At 67.7% G+C, this 18,889-nt stretch carries 20 protein-coding genes, 1 tRNA gene and 1 pseudogene; 18 read left to right on the top strand and 4 right to left on the bottom strand.

Annotation, left to right across the window (positions count from 1 at the left end; all coding sequences use genetic code 11):
* Nucleotides 1-58 precede the first annotated feature (58 nt).
* Nucleotides 59-1,363 (top strand): McrC family protein, encoded by a 1,305-nt coding sequence (locus tag ACFZAU_RS27945; protein WP_500554411.1) that lies wholly within the window; start codon nucleotides 59-61, stop codon nucleotides 1,361-1,363.
* Between the two features lie 590 nt (nucleotides 1,364-1,953).
* Here ACFZAU_RS27945 and ACFZAU_RS27940 read toward each other — a convergent pair.
* The 3 genes from ACFZAU_RS27940 to ACFZAU_RS27930 all read right to left on the bottom strand — a co-directional run bounded on the left by ACFZAU_RS27940 (nucleotide 1,954) and on the right by ACFZAU_RS27930 (nucleotide 6,056).
* On the bottom strand, nucleotides 1,954-3,696 hold the full coding sequence (locus ACFZAU_RS27940) for an ATP-dependent nuclease (protein WP_329185707.1): 1,743 nt from the start codon (nucleotides 3,694-3,696) through the stop codon (nucleotides 1,954-1,956).
* 507 nt (nucleotides 3,697-4,203) lie between these two features.
* A complete protein-coding gene (locus ACFZAU_RS27935; RefSeq protein WP_500554410.1) occupies nucleotides 4,204-4,986 on the bottom strand; it encodes a hypothetical protein in 783 nt (260 codons plus the stop codon).
* Nucleotides 4,971-6,056, bottom strand: coding sequence for a DUF1152 domain-containing protein (locus tag ACFZAU_RS27930; protein ID WP_500554409.1), 1,086 nt, complete (start codon nucleotides 6,054-6,056; stop codon nucleotides 4,971-4,973). The genes ACFZAU_RS27935 and ACFZAU_RS27930 overlap by 16 nt, the downstream gene beginning before the upstream one ends.
* Before the next feature lie 85 nt (nucleotides 6,057-6,141).
* Between ACFZAU_RS27930 and ACFZAU_RS27925 the strand changes: the two genes are divergently transcribed.
* From ACFZAU_RS27925 to ACFZAU_RS27860, 14 genes and pseudogenes are all read left to right on the top strand, one after another.
* Nucleotides 6,142-6,882, top strand: coding sequence for a GntR family transcriptional regulator (locus ACFZAU_RS27925; protein ID WP_431965694.1), 741 nt, complete (start codon nucleotides 6,142-6,144; stop codon nucleotides 6,880-6,882).
* Nucleotides 6,883-7,161: 279 nt separating this feature from the next.
* A complete protein-coding gene (locus ACFZAU_RS27920; RefSeq protein ID WP_500554408.1) occupies nucleotides 7,162-7,608 on the top strand; it encodes an ATP-binding protein in 447 nt (148 codons plus the stop codon).
* 101 nt (nucleotides 7,609-7,709) lie between these two features.
* Complete coding sequence (locus ACFZAU_RS27915; RefSeq protein ID WP_500554407.1) at nucleotides 7,710-8,438, top strand: GntR family transcriptional regulator; 729 nt, start codon at nucleotides 7,710-7,712, stop codon at nucleotides 8,436-8,438.
* A gap of 137 nt (nucleotides 8,439-8,575) precedes the next feature.
* Nucleotides 8,576-8,929, top strand: a complete 354-nt coding sequence (locus ACFZAU_RS27910; protein WP_500554406.1) for an SCO3933 family regulatory protein — start codon at nucleotides 8,576-8,578, stop codon at nucleotides 8,927-8,929.
* 5 nt (nucleotides 8,930-8,934) lie between these two features.
* Nucleotides 8,935-10,303, top strand: a pseudogene (locus tag ACFZAU_RS27905) (FtsK/SpoIIIE domain-containing protein).
* A gap of 83 nt (nucleotides 10,304-10,386) precedes the next feature.
* Nucleotides 10,387-11,010 carry a DUF2637 domain-containing protein gene (locus tag ACFZAU_RS27900; RefSeq protein ID WP_500554405.1) on the top strand — a complete coding sequence of 208 codons (624 nt, stop codon included), beginning with the start codon at nucleotides 10,387-10,389 and terminating at the stop codon, nucleotides 11,008-11,010.
* 16 nt (nucleotides 11,011-11,026) lie between these two features.
* Nucleotides 11,027-11,212 (top strand): hypothetical protein, encoded by a 186-nt coding sequence (locus tag ACFZAU_RS27895; RefSeq protein ID WP_500554404.1) that lies wholly within the window; start codon nucleotides 11,027-11,029, stop codon nucleotides 11,210-11,212.
* Nucleotides 11,212-11,403: a mobile element transfer protein gene (locus tag ACFZAU_RS27890; RefSeq protein ID WP_500554403.1), complete on the top strand. Its 192-nt coding sequence runs from the start codon at nucleotides 11,212-11,214 to the stop codon at nucleotides 11,401-11,403. Before ACFZAU_RS27895 ends, ACFZAU_RS27890 begins: the two co-directional genes overlap by 1 nt.
* Before the next feature lie 10 nt (nucleotides 11,404-11,413).
* Nucleotides 11,414-11,608, top strand: a complete 195-nt coding sequence (locus tag ACFZAU_RS27885) for a hypothetical protein (RefSeq protein ID WP_018563555.1) — start codon at nucleotides 11,414-11,416, stop codon at nucleotides 11,606-11,608.
* A gap of 14 nt (nucleotides 11,609-11,622) precedes the next feature.
* Nucleotides 11,623-11,904 carry a SpdD protein gene (locus ACFZAU_RS27880; protein ID WP_500554402.1) on the top strand — a complete coding sequence of 94 codons (282 nt, stop codon included), beginning with the start codon at nucleotides 11,623-11,625 and terminating at the stop codon, nucleotides 11,902-11,904.
* A 92-nt stretch (nucleotides 11,905-11,996) separates the two neighbouring features.
* Nucleotides 11,997-13,355 carry a replication initiator gene (locus ACFZAU_RS27875; protein WP_500554430.1) on the top strand — a complete coding sequence of 453 codons (1,359 nt, stop codon included), beginning with the start codon at nucleotides 11,997-11,999 and terminating at the stop codon, nucleotides 13,353-13,355.
* A 20-nt stretch (nucleotides 13,356-13,375) separates the two neighbouring features.
* Nucleotides 13,376-13,549, top strand: a complete 174-nt coding sequence (locus tag ACFZAU_RS27870) for a helix-turn-helix transcriptional regulator (protein WP_026251821.1) — start codon at nucleotides 13,376-13,378, stop codon at nucleotides 13,547-13,549.
* Nucleotides 13,546-14,919, top strand: coding sequence for a tyrosine-type recombinase/integrase (locus ACFZAU_RS27865; protein ID WP_500554401.1), 1,374 nt, complete (start codon nucleotides 13,546-13,548; stop codon nucleotides 14,917-14,919). The genes ACFZAU_RS27870 and ACFZAU_RS27865 overlap by 4 nt, the downstream gene beginning before the upstream one ends.
* A gap of 77 nt (nucleotides 14,920-14,996) precedes the next feature.
* Entirely contained in the window at nucleotides 14,997-15,416 is a 420-nt protein-coding gene (locus ACFZAU_RS27860) for a hypothetical protein (RefSeq protein WP_500554400.1), read from the top strand.
* A 215-nt stretch (nucleotides 15,417-15,631) separates the two neighbouring features.
* Here ACFZAU_RS27860 and ACFZAU_RS27855 read toward each other — a convergent pair.
* Nucleotides 15,632-15,703: transfer RNA gene (locus tag ACFZAU_RS27855), tRNA-Arg, on the bottom strand.
* Between the two features lie 255 nt (nucleotides 15,704-15,958).
* Between ACFZAU_RS27855 and ACFZAU_RS27850 the strand changes: the two genes are divergently transcribed.
* The 3 genes from ACFZAU_RS27850 to lysA all read left to right on the top strand — a co-directional run bounded on the left by ACFZAU_RS27850 (nucleotide 15,959) and on the right by lysA (nucleotide 18,852).
* Nucleotides 15,959-16,387 (top strand): response regulator, encoded by a 429-nt coding sequence (locus tag ACFZAU_RS27850; protein ID WP_500464894.1) that lies wholly within the window; start codon nucleotides 15,959-15,961, stop codon nucleotides 16,385-16,387.
* 76 nt (nucleotides 16,388-16,463) lie between these two features.
* Complete coding sequence (gene nrtL, locus ACFZAU_RS27845) at nucleotides 16,464-17,441, top strand: ArgS-related anticodon-binding protein NrtL (protein WP_500554399.1); 978 nt, start codon at nucleotides 16,464-16,466, stop codon at nucleotides 17,439-17,441.
* Nucleotides 17,442-17,460: 19 nt separating this feature from the next.
* Complete coding sequence (gene lysA, locus ACFZAU_RS27840; protein WP_500554398.1) at nucleotides 17,461-18,852, top strand: diaminopimelate decarboxylase; 1,392 nt, start codon at nucleotides 17,461-17,463, stop codon at nucleotides 18,850-18,852.
* Nucleotides 18,853-18,889 lie beyond the last annotated feature (37 nt).

Below are 18,889 nucleotides of genomic sequence, written 5' to 3'. Positions count from 1 at the left end.
GCCCGACACCGCGGTGCGGGCCGCTCCTACCGCGCCTGTCGGCGCCCCCGTCCAGGCCGTGCCGCGCACCGCGGGTGTGACAACGGCTCCGCGCGGCCGGGTCCCCTTCCCCGTCGATGTTGCCGAGGGCGGCGGATGGAGTGCCTGGACCCTGACCGCCGCACAGGTGGACACGCTCAGCTCCGAGGATGTCCGCAAGATTCTTGAGGTTCGTCCCGCCGGCCGGGGCGCGGACCGTTCCCGCTGGGAGCTGAGGGCCAGACGGACAGTCGGTGCGGTCAGGCTTGGCACGGCCGAGGGCGCCGTCCAGTTGCGTATCGCCCCGAAGGTCACGGTGGACCGGCTGCTGTACCTGCTGGCCTACGCCCCGCGCTGGGCGCGCTGGCAGCCCGACCCGGTCGACGCGGCCGTACGGAACGAACTGTTCCCGGCGATCGCCCACACTTTCGCCCGAGCAGCCGAGCAGGCACTCCGTCGCGGCCCACTGTCCGGATATCGGGGCCGCGAGGACACCTCGTTGATGCTGCGCGGGCGGCTGCGCGCAGCCGCTCAGCTCCGCAGCCGCCCGGGTCTCGCCCTTCCGCTGGAGATCTCGTACGACGAACACACCCCCGACATCCCCGAGAACCAACTGTTGCTCGGTGCGGCCCGCCGCCTTACCCGGCTTCCAGAAGTCCAGTCGCAGGACCGTGCCAGACTTCGGAGGCTGGACGCCCTGTTGGACGGCGTGACCGCACCGGTGCTCGGAGCTCCCGTGGCGGCATGGACCCCGAGCAGACTCAACGCCCACTACATCCCGGCTCTGCGCCTCGCCGAGATCATCCTCAAGGGTGCTTCTTTCGAATACACCGACGGCCGGCCGGTCAGGGTCGACGGCCTCCTCCTCAACATGGAGAAAGCCTTCGAGGAGTTCCTCGCGAAGGCCCTCGGGTCCGCACTCGAACGGCAGATCGGAGGGCGCTTCCAGGCCCAGGCGAACACACACTTCCTGGACGACCGGAGCGAGTACCCCCTCCTGCCGGACCTCGTGCACAAAATGCCGGGCGAGGACGGGGCCCTGCACCCAGCCATCCTCGTGGACGCCAAGTATCAGGACGGCGTCAAGCGGGCCAATCTGTACCAGATATTGGCGTACTGCACCTGCTTCGGATTGTCCGAGGGACATCTCGTATCCGTCGCGGGGAACGAGGATGGCACGGGGATACGCGTCCCCGTGCCCGGTGGTGCGATCACGCTTTACCGGCATGTGGTGGACCTGTCTCTGCCGCCCCAGGCACTCGCGGCCCGCGTCGACGACCTCGCGAGGACGATCGCGGCAGCCCGGACCACAACTCCGCGGCCTCGTACGAGAACCGGAACCTGAGCCTGGGAACAGCGCCTGTACAGCGGTTCTTTCGGACATGCCACCCTGCAGGATTCGGACATTACGCAGCATGCGGCCGTACCTCGTCCTTTTTGGTGTTGATCACCGCGTCGCGGCCAGTAAGGAGCGGGATCGGACGGGGTCACGTGAGGGCAGCCGCCGATGCGGACGCTCGACAGCTTCCCGGTGCGGGGCCCGCGTGAGACGAAGATCCGCCATTATTCCTTGGCCATCTTCCGTAGGCGGCCTGCACTCGCATAGGTGCGCAACCGGCCCCGAATAGAGCAGGCGCCGCAAGGGTGCCTGCTCTCTCCGAACCGGGAAGCCGTCAGAAGAGGCTCTACTGACTTTTGAGCGGTGATCTCGTGGGGGGCTGACGGAGCTTGATCGTCGCGGTATGCCGGTTGCATGAGGTATCCGCAGGGTGGTGGGCTGACGCCTGAACGGCAGGCGTTTCGCGAGCGGATCCTGCCGTACCGGCCCTGCTACCTTTTTGATCCTGTCATTTCGGTCAGCTTGGTCGACAATCACATCCAAGCTGGGCTACTCCTTGTGCTGAGGCCCGAAGTATCGGCTCCGTGATGCCGGCACTAGCTGGCTAGGGTGTTGATCTTGTGTAGAACTTGCAACATCTCGTCAGGAATCTCATCTTGGTGAATAGATTTCGCGAGCGCATCAAAAGAGACAGCCTTGTACCCGTTGTCCTGTAGATGCCTATTGAGCTGCGACATGATTTCTTTCGGCGGGCAAACTGATTGCCTGTATTCTACTTTCGCCCATCGCGGCGTAAAATCAGCAAGAGTGGCGGCGGTGATGTTCACTTCGTGCATTTTTCCCGAACGCTCCACGGATTGACGCTCAAAGTTCAATTTGGCAAAAATGTCCCCTTGCATGGAATCCATGATTTCTCTCATGACCCGTTCCACCTCAGCAAGGGGGCAGCCCGAGATCCGGGAAATAGCGGTCGGCGAAATTAGATAGCTTTCAAGTTCTTTTTTGGCCCAAACATGGCATTGGAGGCCTGCTTCTGTGAGCTTTTCCGTGACCGAGCTAACCTGGGACTGCGTCCTATAGTCGCGATCGAGGATGATGATCGAACCGACTGAACCCTTCAGGAAGTCTTTGACTAGCCAGCCAAAGGCTTCGGCGCTATTCCAGTTTGAGTAGCCGTTGATTGGGACAACAGCCAACTCCATATCGGCAACAATATTTGTGTATCCGAGATTCTTGGCAAGGATGCGTAGGGTTCTCAGGTCCTTGCCCTCGACGAAAACAACACCTTTGGCGCGTAGAGCCTTAGCCATGCCCAGATTGAATGCGGTTCCGAGGGTTGCGCTAAGTATTTCCATCCCCTCCTTGCGGGGAGCCCTAATGGCGTTGCGCTTGGATTTATCAATCCATACGATCGACTTACTGTCCGCCTCGGCCAGGACTTCGCTAGAATGAGTCGCCAATACTACTTGAATTCCTAGCGAGTCGATCAACCGCACCAGGCGGCGTTGCAGGTCAGCGTGCAGGAATACCTCGGGTTCGTCGAGGATCAAAGTGGGAGATTCTTTTAGGCGGTAAATATGGAGAAGGAGTTGGAGCCAAATTTGCACCCCATCCCCGGCCCAGACGAGTTCTTTCTCTCGACCGCTTCCCGGTTCTGTGTAAAAGACGTCAATACTTGACTCGGGTCCGTATTGGGCTACTGGTATCGAGATGCGCATGCCCCCCATCCATGGTTCCGCGAATTCAAGAAAATCCTGCCAATCGTCACTGCTGGAGCTTAGAATGCGCAGTTGATTCCTGAAGTGACGGCTACTTAGCCGGGATGCCTGGTTTTTCCTAACGTATTCTGTGGTGAGGATCTCCTCCTCGTGCTCTAGTGGAGTGAGCGCAGGAATGATGCCAATCGGGGTGTACTCGTCCCTCACCTGCTTAGCGGTTCGAGGGATGCGTCCTGCTGTATCCAGCAGGTAGAAGAAGGGAGTGCTGTCACTGTCGTAATCATCCCTTGGCCAGACTGCTCGTAGCCTGCACCCATTTTGCCAGATCAATTCTAGAGTTGTTTCGCTCGTTTCCCTGAACTCGTGACGAACGCTCTCGTTTAGGAGTTCAAAATCCTTGAGGGGAATTGGATACGCCTGAACCCAGGCCTCTCCGTGTTGACTATTCAGTGAAAACTTGGTCCTTTTAGCGCTTCGAAGGCATGCTTCAGCGAACTTGAGTGCGGAAAGGATGGTGCTTTTCCCGGCGCTGTTGGGGCCGACCAGGAGGGAGAATTCCTTTAGCGTGATTGAGAAGTTCTCGAAAGCTTTGAAATTGCGGAGCTTTACCTGCTTAAGCATTTCGCCCTCCCTGTGTGACTTCGGGGACGTCACTCCTCCCGGACGTCTGGATGTGATCTTACGGGATGTGGGGTCGCTGCTGGGGTGCTTTTGAATGAAGTTAAGTCGGATTAGCTGTAGCCGTGGCCCACGGGACCTAAGGTCGGCGAAGCGGCTTTGGGCTGGAGCTGCTTTGGGGCGAGTGATCATGGCCCCGTAAGCTGATGGCGAGTCGGGCAGTCTGTGGACCTGCCCGTTGAAGCACGACGTTGGGGCCATGATCTTAGAGGCTCGTCCCAAAGTGGCTGCCTAAAGCCGTGGAGCCGACTGCCCCAGCCACAGAGGGTTTCTCCCACTTCATGCCCGAGCCTCCGAGCGCGTCGCCGGGCGCGGCCAGCCGGGGCGAAGACTGGAGGCAGGCCGCGCCACAGAGGCGGCGCGCGCCCGCGCCGTGCGCGGGCCTTGAACCCGTGGAGAAGGTTGTAACTCAGCGACTGATGGCGTGCCTGATCATGGCCAGCGGGGCCGTCAAAACGGCGGTCCGCCTGCATCGCTTGCGCTGGACCAGGGGGCCGCAGACCACACCGAGGTGCCGTTGGGTGGCAGGTCGCGGTCGCAGAATTCGAAGGGGTTCCGCTGACCTTCGAGCCCTGAAGAGTCTTCGCCCCATGCGTCGAGGGCGTCGATGGCTCGTTCGCGGTGCTGCCATAGTTCGCTGGTGCCGAGGACCTGCCGAACCAGGGGGACCAAGGCGGCTCGGTGGTGCTGCAGCTGGGGATCATCTATCAGCGGGACGCACGCGGCGATGGCTGCCTCGCGAATGCGGCGGTCGGGGTCCACTGTGAGGTCGAAAGCGGTTGTGAACAAGAGCGGTCGCATCTTGCGGATGCCGACTGCCTGCGGGTAGTCGTCGAGCGGGAATCCGTTCTCTCGGCGTGAGTCTTCTAGGTCGTCCGAAGCCGTTTGTCCTACTGAGGCAATCCACGCAAGCAGCTCGGCACGCAATGGGATCCGCTGATCGGTAGCGAGGTTCGTGCGTGGGTCTCGCAGGATGGATGCCGCGTACAGGGCTGCCGGCACGGTTGCCTCGTAGAGAGTGCCCTGGTGGTGCACGGTGCCGAACAGGAACTGCAGCGCAGCTTCTCTGGCCTTTCGGTCGTCGCTGAAGAGTGCGGGCAGCTGCGCGGGTACATCTGCGGCCGGCCCGTAGGCGTGCCACAGGGAGGCCCAATCGGTGTCCACCAAGACGCTCTCGGGCGTGGGCAAGTCAACCGAGGGGAAAGACTCTTCGCCCGTCACGAGATCTGCCACAGGGGCGCTGCGTACTGGTCCGGGTGTGTCTGGATGAGGAGTGCGCGGAGCTCTTGACGCTGCGATCCGGGGAGACCGAGGGATTCCGTCAACCTGCGGAACGTCGTGTGGGTGATCCCGCGGCTACGGGCCTCTGCTTCAAAGCGGCTGAGCTCGCCGAGGATGTTGTTGGGGTCCAAGGGCACGGCACGCTGCTCGGAGAGCCACAAGGCCTTGTTCCGCTCGTAATCGATCTCGGAGAAACCACAGATCTCACGACTGTGCTGCTCGGCCTCTTCGAGACTGCTCGTTGATACGAGGGCACGGGACAGCATGTTGCGATGCAGCGCGTTGTCGAGGTCAGCCTCGTGGACAGTCGGGCCTGCGTCCGTCAGCGGGACCGGGCGGCCGGCGTCCCGGATTTCGCACAGGCCGCGCACCCCTCGCGCCGCGGCGCCGAGCATCGCGGTGGCTTCGGAGGGGTGCCACTCCAGAATGGACGCGATGGGCTCCACGTCCTCTGCTGCGAGGGTGTGGGAGATCGGCCCGAGAGCTTCGATGAGGTCCCCGGCCGGAAGCTCTCCGTCGAGGCCGGGGCCGGCGATCAGGAGACGCACAGGCATCTTGAGCTGTGCGCAGGCAGCGAGAGTAAGGGCGTCCGCAAGAGGGCTCTTGAGAGTGGGCTCGTCGCCGCGAGCGAGGATGTCGCCGCCCACGTCCAGGAGGTCGACGGACTCGGGGGAGAGCTCGGCTATGAGCTCATCGAGTTGCTGGGCCAGGCCAACGGCCCCGCGGCGAGGGTCGATTAGTGCCAGGGTGTGCGGCAGTTCGGCGGCCAAGCGGGGGAGTGTGGAGCCGGCGGGAGCGACAGGCTCGGCATCTGCGGGGACGGCGTACACGTTTGGCGTCAGCTGGCGCAGGCCGTTGAAGTCGGCCGGACTGCGGGGCCCCGGCAACGGGTCGACGATCAGGCGGTCCCAGGCGTAGGTGAGGATCACCGCCGGGTCCTCAGCGCCATACAAGGCCGCGTCCAACATTGCGGCGGCGACAGCGTCGCCCCCTCCTCCGGCTGCCACGATCAACCGCGTCACGTGGCCAGCGTACGGGTTCAGGTATTGGCCACTCACCCTATAGTGGCCAGAGGTAATAGCCACTTGAAGGGGATGGGAGGCTGTGATGCCGCAGATCGAGGAGGCTCAGCCGAAGTACCTCCAGATCGCGCACCACATCCGCGATCAGATCTTGCGCGGTGACCTCAGGCCGGGGGACGAGGTGCCGTCGGAGCGGCAGTTGGCGACAGACTGGAACGTGTCGCGACCGACAGCTGCCCGCTCGCTGGAAGCGCTGAGCAATCAGGGCCTGGTCGAGAAGCGACAGGGGTCTGGGACCTACGTGCGCGGCGTGGAGGTCAACCGGCGGGCGCGGGAGCTCTACGGGCGGGCCCGGCAGACCGGGAAGATCTACACAGCTGGCGAGTACGCGGTGATCACGTCTGCGGGATGGCTTGACGCTCCGGACTACGTTGCCGACGCCTTGGGCTTGGCGAAGGAGCGGCGGGCGGTGCATCGCCGGCGGGTGACCAGTAACCAGACTGGCCCTATCACCCTGTCGACGTCGTGGTTCGCGCCGGACATGGCTCAGCGGGCACCCAGGCTCATGGACCCCGAGCGTATCCAGGAGGGCACGCTTCTGTACGTGGAGCAGATGACGGGGCGCCAGGGGAGCTATGCGGAGGACCGCATGAGCGCCCGCACCGCGACGGAGGAGGAGGCGGCGGACCTCGGCCTGGAGGCTGGATCGGCTGTCCTTATCGTGCACCACGTGGTCTATGACCTGCAGGACCGGCCGTTGGAGTTCGCCGAGGCCACCTACCCACCCAACCGGTGGGCGTTCGAACAGGGTTACCCGCTGACCTGATCGATTCGGGCCAAGTGTCCCGAAGCCCTTGCCTGACCGAAGTGGCTAATGCCACTATCCACGAAGTGGCTAAGGCCACTTCGAAGGAAGGGGCGCGGTGTGAGCGGTGAAAGGCCGTTACAGGACCGGAGGTCCGCCTGCCGGGGGTGCCGCGGTCGGGGCTGGAAGTTCGTCAGCTCCCGGACGTCATTGGCGTTATCCGTCGCCAATGGGCGCCCCCGCGCCGTCTCCAAGCGGCGCTGCCTTGACTGCGATGGGACCGGCAAGGAGTAACCGCGGATGGATGGGATCAGCAAGGGGCGCCGTGACCGCGGCGCTGACGACGGCGAAGTGCTCGGCTCGATGACCCTTTACCCGCTGCCTGAGTCGGTGTGCCGGGCTCGTCGCTGGTTCAGGCACTTCATCACCAAGCACGAAGTGGCCTGTTCGGTCGACGACTGTGTGTTGATGATCTCGGAGCTGGTGACGAACGCGATTCTCTACGGGCGAGCCGAGGAGGAATGGCTCGTGCGGGTGGAGTGGCGACGGGACGGGAAGTCCCTGCGGGTTGACGTGCACAACCCGGGCTTCCCGGCGAGCGTCCGGCTCCGGTACCCGGCGGCCAATGAGGCCCACGGGCGTGGGCTGGGCCTGGTCGATGCCTTGTCGGACTCCTGGCGTGCCGGCCGGAGCCGCTTCGGCGGGACGGTCGTGTCGTTCGAGATGGCCGACGCCTGGCCGTCGTGAGTGGGCTGCGGTGTGGCTCGTCAGCCAACTAGCGTGCGTGTCAGCCAGCTGGGTACGCTGGTTGACCAGTTGACTTGACCGATCCCGACTAGGCGGCGCCCGTGGCGTACGAAGTGGCTGCACCAAAGTACGTGCGGCTCGCGCAGACGATCCAAGGTCGGATCGAGGACGGCACCTACCCGCCGGGATCGCTGGTGCCGAGCGAGAACCAGCTCGTGCAGGCATTCGGGATGTCGCGGCCGACCGTCGTCCGGGCCCTCGAACTGCTCAAGCGGGACGGCTGGCTGGAGTCCCGGCAGGGCTTCGGGACGATCGTGCGTGGCCGTCCGGAGGTCGTCGAGCAGCGTGACCGCAGAGGCCGCGAAGCCTTGGAACGGGATGAGTCGCGGATTCCGGGGCGCCTCGTCGAGGTGGGGGAAGTCCAGGTCCCGCGGCGAGTCGCGTCCTTGCTCGGCCTGCCGCAGGGAGCCAAGGCGCTCGTGCGCCGCCTTCTGGTCGAGGAGGACGGTGAGCCCGTGGAGCTTGCTTCTTCCTACTTCCCGGCCGGCTTGGTCGAGGGGACTGAGCTCGGCAGCTCCGAGCTTCTGACCGAGAGCCCGCGGGCGCATCTGGAAGCGCGCAAGAAGGTGCGCTTCGATCACGTCACCGAGCGCGTCTCGGCGCGTCTTGCGGGCGACGAGGATGCGGGCCTGCTGGGGCTGACCGCGGGGGACCCCGTGCTCGGCGTCCTGGTGGTCGCGCGTGATGCCTCCGGGAGGGCGTTGCAGATCGTCGATGTCCTGCTTCCCGCCGACCGGCAGGAACTTGAAGACACCTATCGGCTCAACTGACCTGCGGATAGCCGTCGGTTGAGGTCTGCTGCCCCTTCAACTCCACTTGACAAGTCAACCTGGCGTCCTTAGTTTCGAACTTGCTAAGTCAACCTGTCATGTGACGGGTTGATGTGACCCGACAAAGGAGATCTGTTGTGCGTGTGATCCGTGTCGAGACCTCGGCGGCGACGATCCTGCTGACCGAGGCACCTTCGCCCAAGGTGCGGGACCGGCAGACCGGCGAGATCGCCAAGGACGCCGTCAGCGGTGAGGTCCTGATGACCGTGGGCGTCGTCTACATCGACGAGGGGGAGTCCTCGCTGATCCAGGTCACCGTGCCGGAGAGCGGGGTGACTGAGGGGCTGCCTGTCGGCTCGCAGGTCGCGCTGCCCGGCCTGGTGGCCCGACCGTGGGAGAGCGTCTTCAACGGGCAGAGCCGCCACGGCATCGCCTACCGGGCCCTTGCCGTGGCGCCCGGTGTGTTCGCGACGGCCGGGCAGGAGGCCTGACACCGGTGTCCGACCTGCTGACGCTCGTGGAGGTGGGTGGGCCGCTCGCTGCGATAGGCGGCGCGGCCTACGCCCGGCACGCGCATCCGGCGGTGTACTGGTTCACGGTCGGGCTGCCGTTATCGGTGGCCCGGCTGCTGGCCTCGTACTCCTCCACCATGGAGGCATGCGGCCTGACGGTCGAGCCGTCCCGCTGGCGGGCTCTGGCCATCAGGGCGACCACTCATCGAGAGGTCCGTCCTGTGCCGCCGCGCCGCGGGCTGGTTCGCCCGACATCGACGGACCTCCGCATGCGGCTTCGCCTGGCCCCGGGGCAGGAGCCGGCGGACGTGGCCGCATCTACCGAGCGACTGCGCCACGCCTGGGGCGTCCATGCGGTCCACGTCCGGGACATCAAGCCTGGCGTCGTCGAACTGCGGCTGGTCGGCTACGACGTGCTGCGGAAGGTGCGGATGCCCCGGAAGGCGGGCGCCGACTTCCTCAAGATCCCGGTGGCGCTGCGGGAGGACGCGACCGCCTGCGTCCGTGACTACCGCGTCGTGCCGCACCAACTCGTCCTCGGCGCGACCCTGTCGGGCAAGTCCATGTTCCTCAGGAACCTCTTCACCGGACTGGCCAGGCAGCGTCCTCGTGGGGATCGACTGCAAGCGCGGAGTGGAGTTGGCGCCGTTCGCCGCTCGGCTCTCGGCTCTGGCGACCGATCCGGAGCAGGCGGCGGAACTCCTGCCGGCGCTCGTCCAGGAGATGGAGGACCGCTACGACCTGATCAAAGCCCGGCAAGGAATCGCTCCTGGCGCGTCGGGCGAGGAGATCACCTCGGACATTTGGGGCCTCCCCGAGGACAGGCGCCCGCCCCCGATCGTGCTGTTCATCGACGAGGTTGCCGAACTGTTCCTTGTCGCGATCCGCAAGGACGAGGAACGGCGCGACGAGATGGTCACGCATCTCATCCGGCTCGCCCAACTCGGCCGCGCCGCCGGCATCTACCTGGAAGTGTGCGGCCAGCGCTTCGGCGCCGAACTGGGCAAGGGCGCAACCATGCTCCGGGCCCAGCTCACCGGCCGCGTGTGCCACCGGGTCAACGACGAGGCCTCCGCGAAGATGGCGCTCGGCGACATCGCCCCCGAAGCCGTTGAGGCTGCGTGCGCCATCGCACCGGAACGCCCCGGGCTCGCCGTCGCTGGTGACACCTCCGGCGGCTGGTCCCGCATCCGCACCCCGTACCTGTCCCTCGCCGAAGCGGCCGCCATCTGCCGCGAGACGGCCGATCTCGCACCGGACGTGCCCGCTCTTGTGCCGTTCCGTCCGGACGTACCTTCCCTGCCGACGAAGCACCTGGACCCGGCGCCGAAACTCCGCCCGGTTATCGACTGACCCGTTCCACCCCTCGGCCCGGCGTGACCGCCTCGCGCCACGTCCCTACCCCCGCCTTGCCCGAGACCGGAAGGAGCCGTGCCGTGCGCGCTCACCTGGCCCGAGTCGATGCGGTGCTGATTCAGGCGGTCATCGCTGCCGCGCTGTCCTTCGCCCACCTGCACGACATCGCTGCGGCGGCTGGGCAAGACGGCTGGAAGGCCTGGGCCTACCCCATCTCCGTCGACCTCCTGTTGGTGGCGGCCTGGCGACGACTGCGGTCCGGGAGCTCCCGGGCGGCCGGCTGGTCCTGGTTCCTGATCGCCCTGGTCGCCTCACTCGGCGCCAACGTCGCCACCGCGGGACTGCTCGACCTGGCCGACGTACCGGCCTGGCTGCGCATCCTCGTCGCGGGCTGGCCGGCCGTCGCCTTCCTCGGCGGCACGCTGCTCGCCCACACGTCGCCGATGCCCTCCACCGCCAACGAACCGCACGACGACGCGGACGCCGAGCCGCTGCCGGAACCACGGGCGGAACTGCCCGCACTCCCCGCAAACCCTCCAGCCCGGCCGCGGGCGGAGATTCCGCCCGCCCTCGTCCAGCACGCCCGCAAGATCGCCGACGACCACCGGGCCCGGACCGGAACCGCCATCGACGCGACCACGCTTCGCGCCCGGCTCGGCGTCGCCGCCCCGCTCGCCGAAGCCATCGCCGCCCAACTCACCTGACCAGGAGCAACCGCCCTTGCGCCCGACCACCCTGCGCGCCCTCAAGCGCGCCGCAGAACTCGTCCGACAGAACCAGTTCACCGAAGCCGTGCTCGTTGCCGAGCCGGTCATCCTTGCCGCCGACCACGCCGAGGGAGCCGAGATCCGCCGCTGGCTGACCGAGCACGTCCGCGACTTCACCAGCCACCAGGAGGCCTCTTGATGCCCGCCAATCGCCGGTTCCGCGACGTCCGCCACATCGGTCCCGTGCAGGTCGCCACCTACTTCGACGGACGCGGCCGCACCAAGCACACCGCCGCGTGCACCGTCCCGCGCTGCGGCTTCTCCACCGACTACGACAGTCGCCCCGCCGCAGAACTCGCCGCCCGCACCCACCGCTGCTCGGCCCGCTGAGGAGGCACCCGTGACCGTCACCCTGCCGCTCGTCGCCGTCCTGGGCGTCATCGCCTGGGCCGCGATCAAGTTCCTCGGCGTCCGGATGTGGGTCGCCGTGGTGATCGCCCTCTTCGGCTTCTACCTCGCCGACACCTTCCTCGCCCCCGCCATCGACTCCGGCACCCGCTCCGGGGTCGAGATCGTCAACGGCACCCACGACTGAGAGGAGAAGCACCCATGCTCCGCCCCAAGCTCCCCGTCATGCCCGACACCCCGGCGGTCGGGGACGACCACGCGCAGGCCTGCTCCTGCCGTCACTCGGCAGCCCATGCGGTGACACAGGCGACTGCCCGCACCGTCTCGCCCTACGTGAGTGCCGGGGCCGGCCTCGTCGTGGCCGTGGTCGTCGTCGGCATCGTCCTGACCGCGCTGCTGGCCACCGTCGCCCTCACCGCCGTGGCCGTGGCCATCGCTGCCTTGGTCCTGCGCTCCCTGTTCAACACAACCACCGAACGATGACGGCTCGCCGGGGCGGCAACACGCCGCCAAGCATCCGACCGCCCCGGCAGGCCCAGCCCCTCACGACCGAAGCCGAAAGGACAGAGGACATCATCACCCGTCCCGCACTACTCCCAGTAGCCGAGCTCGGGCAACTTGCCTCTCTCGGCACCCTTCCAGCACTCGCCCGACAGCTCTCCGGGCTCGGTGGGTGCGCACGACCGGTACGACTCGACGGCTACCGAACGGAACACCGAGTCGACCCGGCAACCGGCGAGATCGGACCCCTCCTGCACCACATCGACTCAACGACGCTCCCCGCCGGCCGACTCCTCGTGCCGTGTAAGAACCGTCGGGCCACCCGATGCACCGCCTGCGCGGAGACCTACCGCCGCGACACCTACCACCTGATCACCGCAGGCCTGCGCGGCGGCAAGGGAACCCCCGAGCACGTGGCCACGCACCCCCGGGTGTTCGCCACCTTCACCGCGCCTGGCTTCGGGCCCGTCCACAACCGACCCACCGACAGCCGCGGAGAAGTGCGCCCCTGCCGATGTGGCCTGCTCCACCACCAGGAGGACGACGTTCTCGGTACACCGCTTGACCCGGACACCTACGACTATGAAGCGGCCGTGCTGTGGAACGCGCACGCCGGACTCTTATGGCGGCGCTTCTCCATTTACCTGCGCCGCGAGGTCGCCAAGCGCGCCGGACTGACCCAACGCGCCTTCCGCGACCACGCGCGGCTGTCCTTCGCCAAGGTGGCCGAGTACCAGAAGCGCGGCGCCGTCCACTTCCACGCGGTCATGCGCCTCGACGGCCCGGACGGCGGCTCCACACCACCGCCGGCCTGGGCCACCCCCGAGCTACTGGCCGACGCGATCCAGGCGGCGGCAGCTGTGGTCTCCGTCGACGGCCCGGTGATCGACAGCCGTGCGCACACCTTCGCCTTCGGCCGCCAACTCGACGTCCGCACCATCCGCGGCGCGGACTTCGACGGCGGCACAGAGCTGACCGAGCGCGCTGTCGCGGCCTACATCGCCAAATACGCCACCAAAGGCGCCGAGACGGCCACCGGCACCCTCGACCGTCCGCTGAGGCTGCTGGCCGAGCTGGGACATCTGCGGATCTCCGAGCATGCACGCCGCATGATCCGCACCGCCTGGACCCTTGGCGCACGTCCCGAACTCGAAGAGCTCCGGTTACGCGCCTGGGCCCACATGCTCGGCTTCCGCGGTCACTTCTCCACCAAATCCCGCCGCTACTCCACCACCCTCGGCGCCCTGCGCAACGCCCGCGCCGAATGGCGCCGCAATGAGGCCCTGGCCGGGCTCGGAATTGCCCGCCCTGAGGAGACCACGCTCGTCCTCTCCCACTGGGTCTTCGCCGGTACCGGCCTGACCCCGGGCGAGGCCTGGCTCGTGGCCTCACTCGCCCCCGCCCTCGGAACGGAAGGAGAACCCACACCGTGACTGGCAGCCGCGACGAGCTGATGACCGTCCCCCAGATCCTCGCCGAGCTCGGCGGGGTGTCCCGACGCACCTTCTATCGCTGGCGTGAACTGGGCCACGGCCCGGACGCCTTCAAGCTGCCGAACGGCGAGTTACGAGTGTGGCGCAGCGACTTCGTTGCCTGGCTTCGGCAATTGGAGGGGACCGCGGCATGAAGTCTCTGCAGGTCAAAATCTGGGGCGTCCGTAAGCGGCCCTACAAGACACCGTCATACGACGTGCGCTGGTCGGTGGCCGGCCAGGTTTTCTCCGAGACGTTCAGGACGAAGGGACTCGCCGACCACTACCGCTCCAAACTCCTGCGGGCCTCGCATGACGGCGAGGGGTTCGACGTCGAGAGCGGCCTCCCCGAGTCGATGGCGGAGAAGAAGGCCTCACTGACCTGGTACGAATTCGCGCTCAGGTACCTGGCCATGAAGTGGCCGCACGCAGCGCCGAACACTCGTGTCAGCATCAATGAATCCCTGGCATCGGTGACCGTGGCACTCCTCGACGAGCGTCCTGGTCAACCGCCCGCGGAGGTACTGCGCAAGGCCCTTCGCAATTGGGCATTCGTCCTGCCGGGGCCGAATGATCGGGAACTCCCACCGGACATAGGAAATGCCCTTCACTGGGTATCGAAGGCCTCCCGCCCCCTCGCTGATCTCGGTGACCCCGTGATCGGACGCGCCGTACTCGACTCCCTCAAGCTCAAGCTCGACGGCACCGCGGCAGCTGCCGAGACCGTTCGCCGGAAGCGCCGGACCCTCGTCAATGCCATGCATTACGCGGTCGACCTGGGCGAGTTCTCCGAGAATCCGCTCGGCAGCGTGAGGTGGCAGAAGCCCAAGGTTTCCAGCGAAGTAGATCCTCGGGTCGTCGCCAACCCTCACCAGGCCCGCTCCCTGCTGTGCGCCGTGTCCTACGTCGGCGGCTACCGGCGTGCCCGTGGCCGGCGCCTCGTCGGCCTGTTCGCGGCGATGTACTTCGGGGGCCTGCGCCCCGCTGAAGCGGTCGGGCTTGCCGAGACTGATCTCACCCTGCCCGCCACCGGATGGGGCTCCGCCCTGCTGCACCGAACACGCCCGAGTGTTGGGAAGCTGTGGACCGACTCGGGGGAGAGCCATGACGATCGCGGGCTGAAGAACCGGCCGGCCGAGGACGTGCGGCGGGTTCCGATCCCTCCGCAGCTCGTGGCGATCTTCCGGGAACACCTCGACACCTTTGGAGTGGCCGACGACGGGAGGCTGTTCTTCGGCGAGGGCGGGGGAGTGGTGTCCTCGTCCTCCTACTACCGGGCCTGGCAAGAGGCACGGCTGCTGGCGCTGCCGCCTGCTGTGGCAGCCTCACCGCTCGCCCGGCGGCCGTACGACCTGCGGCACTCGGCGCTGTCGACCTGGCTGAACGCCGGCGTGGACGCCACCGAGGTTGCCGAACGGGCGGGCAACAGCGTGGAGGTGCTGCTGAGTCGGTACGCCAAGTGCATCGACGGCCGGCAGGAGGTCGCGAACCGCAAGATCGAGGAGCTGTTGCGCGAGTACGAGTGATCAGGCGCGGTGCCCTGTCAGTGCCGTTTCCTAAGCTGCGCTCTTGGTCGAACAGTTCAGATGGGGAGGGGACGTAGATGGGCGGCGACGCATGGAGCCACACGGGCCCGTATCAGCGTGACCTGGCAGCTGCATTCCAGCAGGCTCAGGAAGCGGAGTTGATGCGCGACAACTACGGCTTCGAGGGTCGATCTGTCGAGGAGCTGTGGCGCGACCCGGAGTGGCACCAGTACATCTTCACCGGCGGCACGGGCACCGTGCTGGACTTCCCCTGCATGATCGACGCCACGGACACCGATGACGGTCCCTTCATGCGGCCATTGACCGACGGTGAGGTGCGCGCCTGGGCCCCCCACGGTGAACCCACTTACGAAGAGTGGGAGGCCGCCCTCGAAGCTGAGCAGTTCTATCCGGGGCGTGCCCAAGGAAACTGCACGGTGCTCTACCGCGACGGCCGGCCCGCGCAGATCGGCTACTGGGGAGTCACTGCCGACTAGTGGGACGGACACCGCTTTGCGTGGCCCCTGGCTCTGTCCAGGGGCCTTCGCCGTTTTCGGGGGCTGACCTGGGCCGATGACTCAAGATCTCGTCCACGGATAGTCCACAGACCCCGTCCTACGGCCACTTTCGGCGGCACACGGCTGCGCATACGCAAAGACCCCGCACTCAGCGTCTTGGCTGGTGGCGGGGTCTTTTGGCACCTCGTGCGAGGTGCCCCCGGCAGGATTCGAACCTGCGCACACGGCTCCGGAGGCCGTTGCTCTATCCCCTGAGCTACGGGGGCGCGTCGTCTGCTGTGGCGGCGACGGGTGAAACCTTACCAGCCTGGAAGGGGTGTCCGTGTACAGGGTTTCCGGGGAGGCGGGTTGTGGACCCGGGACCGTCGGCGGAGGCCCCGCGCGGCGTGCCCCGCGCCGCGTGCCCGTGGCATAGCCCATGGCGGCGGGGCGTGTCCGGCGCACCCGTGCCGGGTCCCCCGGTCGGGGAAGGAATGGGGAAAACGCGGACGCATCCGATCCTGCGCGCCTAGCATCTGAATGTGCCGGGCGTGTCCGGCCGGGTGCTTGTCGTCGACGACAACAAGGTGATCCGGCAGCTGATCAGGGTCAACCTCGAGCTGGAGGGCTTCGAGGTCGTGACCGCGGCCGATGGTGCCGAGTGCCTGGACGTCGTGCAGCAGGTGCGCCCCGACGTCGTCACCCTCGACGTCGTCATGCCCCGCCTCGACGGCATAGGGACGGCCGCCCGCCTGCGCTCCGACCCCCGTACCCGTGACGTGCGGATCGTCGTCGTCAGCGCCTGCACCCAGGCCGAGGTCGAGCGTGCCGTCGCCGCCGGCGTGGACGCCTTCCTCAGCAAGCCCTTCGAGCCCGGCGAGCTGATCCGTGTCGTACGGCGGCTCGTCGGCGGCGTCGACACCGACACCCCGCAGGAAGGCGCGCCCGCCACCACCCCGGGCCCTGCCTGACCGACGGTGACCAGGGATGACCAAGGGGTGAAACCCGTTCGCGTCCGCACCCCCCTCCTCGCCTACGCTTGCGCTTGTGACCCCCGCTGAGCTCTCCCGCACCGTGCTCGCCACGGTCCGTCGTGCCGTGGAGGCCGACGAGCTCAGCCTCGCGGGTCCCGTCCCCGAGCGGGTCGTCGTACGCCGCCCGCCGCGCCCCGGGTGCGGGGACTACGCCACCAACGTGGCCCTGCAACTGGCCCCCCTCACCGGCGCCGCCCCGCTCGCCGTCGCCGACGTCCTCCGCCGCCGCCTCGCCGCCGCCCCCGGCATCGCCCGGGTGGACGTGGCCGCACCCGGCTTCCTCAACATCACCCTCCAGGGCGAGTCCCACGAGGCCCTCGTCGACCTCGTCCGCGAGCAGGGCAAGCGGTACGGCGTGGGGGAGTACGGGGCCGGTGACGTCCCCGCGCCCACCGGCGAGCCCCGCGCCGACGCCTACGCCGCCGCCCTCCGCCGGCTCCACGCCGCCACCGGCATCGAGCCCCCCGCCCGCCGGCCCCACCCCGTGGCGCAGACCCCGGACGAGCTGCTGCGCACCCTCGGCGCAGACGCCACCGCCTGGGCCCTGCTGCGTCCGCCCGCCGAGGACGCCCCCCGCACCGACCCCGCGACGCACCTGGCGCAGCGCGAGGGCAACCCGCTGTTCCTGGTCCGGTACGCTCACGCCCGCAGCCGGGCCCTGCTGCGAGGCGCCCACGACCTGGGCCTGGGACCCGGCGCCGCATCCGGCCCCCGGGACCCCGCGGAGGCCGAACTGCTCGGCCTGATCGCCGACTTCCCCCGCACCGTGGAGGCGGCGGCCCGGCACGGCGCGCCCGACCGGGTGGCGCGGCTGCTGGAGCGCATCGCCGACGCCTTCCTCCGCTTCCACGAGGAGTGCCCGGCGCTGCCGAAGGGCGAGGAGAAACCCTCGGCCGTTCACGGGGCCCGCCTGGCGCTCGCCGACGCCGCCGGGACCGTGCTCGCCAACGGCCTGACCCTGCTCGGCATCAGCGCCCCCCGACACCTGTGAGAGCAGAGAGCACACGACGATGAGCCGTTCCGCACACCCCGCCGGGCCCCGTTACGCCGACGTCCTCCCCGAGGGCCACTACGCGGCGCCGCCCACCGACCTGAACGCCCTCGACCCCCGGGTCTGGGCCCGCACCGTCACCCGGGACGCCGAGGGCGTCGCCACCGTGGGCGGTCTGGACGTCCGCGCCCTCGCGGAGGAGTTCGGCACCCCCGCCTACATCCTGGACGAGGCCGACTTCCGGGCCCGCTGCCGTGCCTGGCGCGAGGCCTTCGGGGCGGACGCCGACGTCTTCTACGCGGGCAAGGCCTTCCTGTCCCGCGCCGTGGTGCGCTGGCTGCACGAGGAGGGCCTCAACCTCGACGTGTGCTCCGGCGGCGAGCTGGCCGTGGCGCTGTCCGCGGGGATGCCGGCCGACCGGATCGCGCTGCACGGCAACAACAAGACCACCGCGGAGATCCGCCAGGCCGTCGAGGCCGGGGTGGGCCGGATCGTGGTGGACTCGTTCCAGGAGATCGTCCGGGTGGCGGACGCCGCGCAGAAGGCGGGCCGGCGGCAGCGGGTGCAGGTCCGCGTCACCGTCGGCGTCGAGGCGCACACCCACGAGTTCATCGCCACCGCGCACGAGGACCAGAAGTTCGGCTTCTCCCTCGGCGGCGGGGACGCGGCCGAGGCGGTGCGCCGGGTGCTGCGCCTTGAGTCGCTCGAACTGGTGGGCATCCACTCGCACATCGGCTCGCAGATCTTCGACACCTCCGGTTTCGAGGTGGCGGCGCACCGGGTGATCGGCCTGCTGCGGCAGATCCGCGACGAGCACGGGGTGGAGCTGCCGGAGATCGACCTCGGCGGTGGCCTCGGCATCGCGTACACGCCGGACGACGACCCGCGCGAGCCGTACGAGATCGCCAAGTCGCTGGGCGAGATCGTCTCCCGGGAGTGCCGGGGCGCGGAGCTCGCGGTGCCGCGGCTGTCGGTCGAGCCGGGCCGGGCGATCGTGGGCCCGACGGCGTTCACGCTGTACGAGGTGGGCACGATCAAGCCGCTGGAGGGCCTGCGGACGTACGTCAGCGTGGACGGCGGCATGTCGGACAACATCCGGACGGCGCTGTACGACGCCGAGTACAGCGTGGCCCTGGTGTCGCGGTCGAGCGACGCGGAGCCGATGCTGACCCGGGTCGTGGGCAAGCACTGCGAGTCGGGCGACATCGTGGTGCGCGACGCCTTCCTCCCCGCCGACCTGGCGCCCGGCGACCTGCTGGCGGTGCCGGCGACGGGGGCGTACTGCCGCTCGATGGCCAGCAACTACAACCACGCCCTGCGCCCCCCGGTGGTGGCGGTCAGGGACGGCGAGGCCCGGGTCATCGTCCGGCGCGAGACGGAAGAAGATCTCCTGCGTCTCGACGTCGGATGACGTGGAATCTCACATGGAAGAAGCCTGGTCTCGCGAT

It is taken from the genome of Streptomyces sp. NPDC008238 (assembly GCF_042956445.1).
In the GTDB taxonomy this organism is placed as follows: domain Bacteria; phylum Actinomycetota; class Actinomycetes; order Streptomycetales; family Streptomycetaceae; genus Actinacidiphila.
This window is presented reverse-complemented; position numbering and strand designations above follow the sequence as displayed.

Bases quoted from the DNA above. Each gene is read 5' to 3' on its own strand.
- ACFZAU_RS27940 (WP_329185707.1), bottom strand. From the start codon at position 3,696: ATGCTTAAGCAGGTAAAGCTCCGCAATTTCAAAGCTTTCGAGAACTTC.
- ACFZAU_RS27925 (WP_431965694.1), top strand. From the start codon at position 6,142: ATGCCGCAGATCGAGGAGGCTCAGCCGAAGTACCTCCAGATCGCGCAC.
- ACFZAU_RS27920 (WP_500554408.1), top strand. From the start codon at position 7,162: ATGGATGGGATCAGCAAGGGGCGCCGTGACCGCGGCGCTGACGACGGC.
- ACFZAU_RS27890 (WP_500554403.1), top strand. From the start codon at position 11,212: ATGCCCGCCAATCGCCGGTTCCGCGACGTCCGCCACATCGGTCCCGTG.
- ACFZAU_RS27880 (WP_500554402.1), top strand. From the start codon at position 11,623: ATGCTCCGCCCCAAGCTCCCCGTCATGCCCGACACCCCGGCGGTCGGG.
- ACFZAU_RS27870 (WP_026251821.1), top strand. From the start codon at position 13,376: ATGACCGTCCCCCAGATCCTCGCCGAGCTCGGCGGGGTGTCCCGACGC.
- ACFZAU_RS27865 (WP_500554401.1), top strand. From the start codon at position 13,546: ATGAAGTCTCTGCAGGTCAAAATCTGGGGCGTCCGTAAGCGGCCCTAC.
- ACFZAU_RS27860 (WP_500554400.1), top strand. From the start codon at position 14,997: ATGGGCGGCGACGCATGGAGCCACACGGGCCCGTATCAGCGTGACCTG.
- lysA (WP_500554398.1), top strand. From the start codon at position 17,461: ATGAGCCGTTCCGCACACCCCGCCGGGCCCCGTTACGCCGACGTCCTC.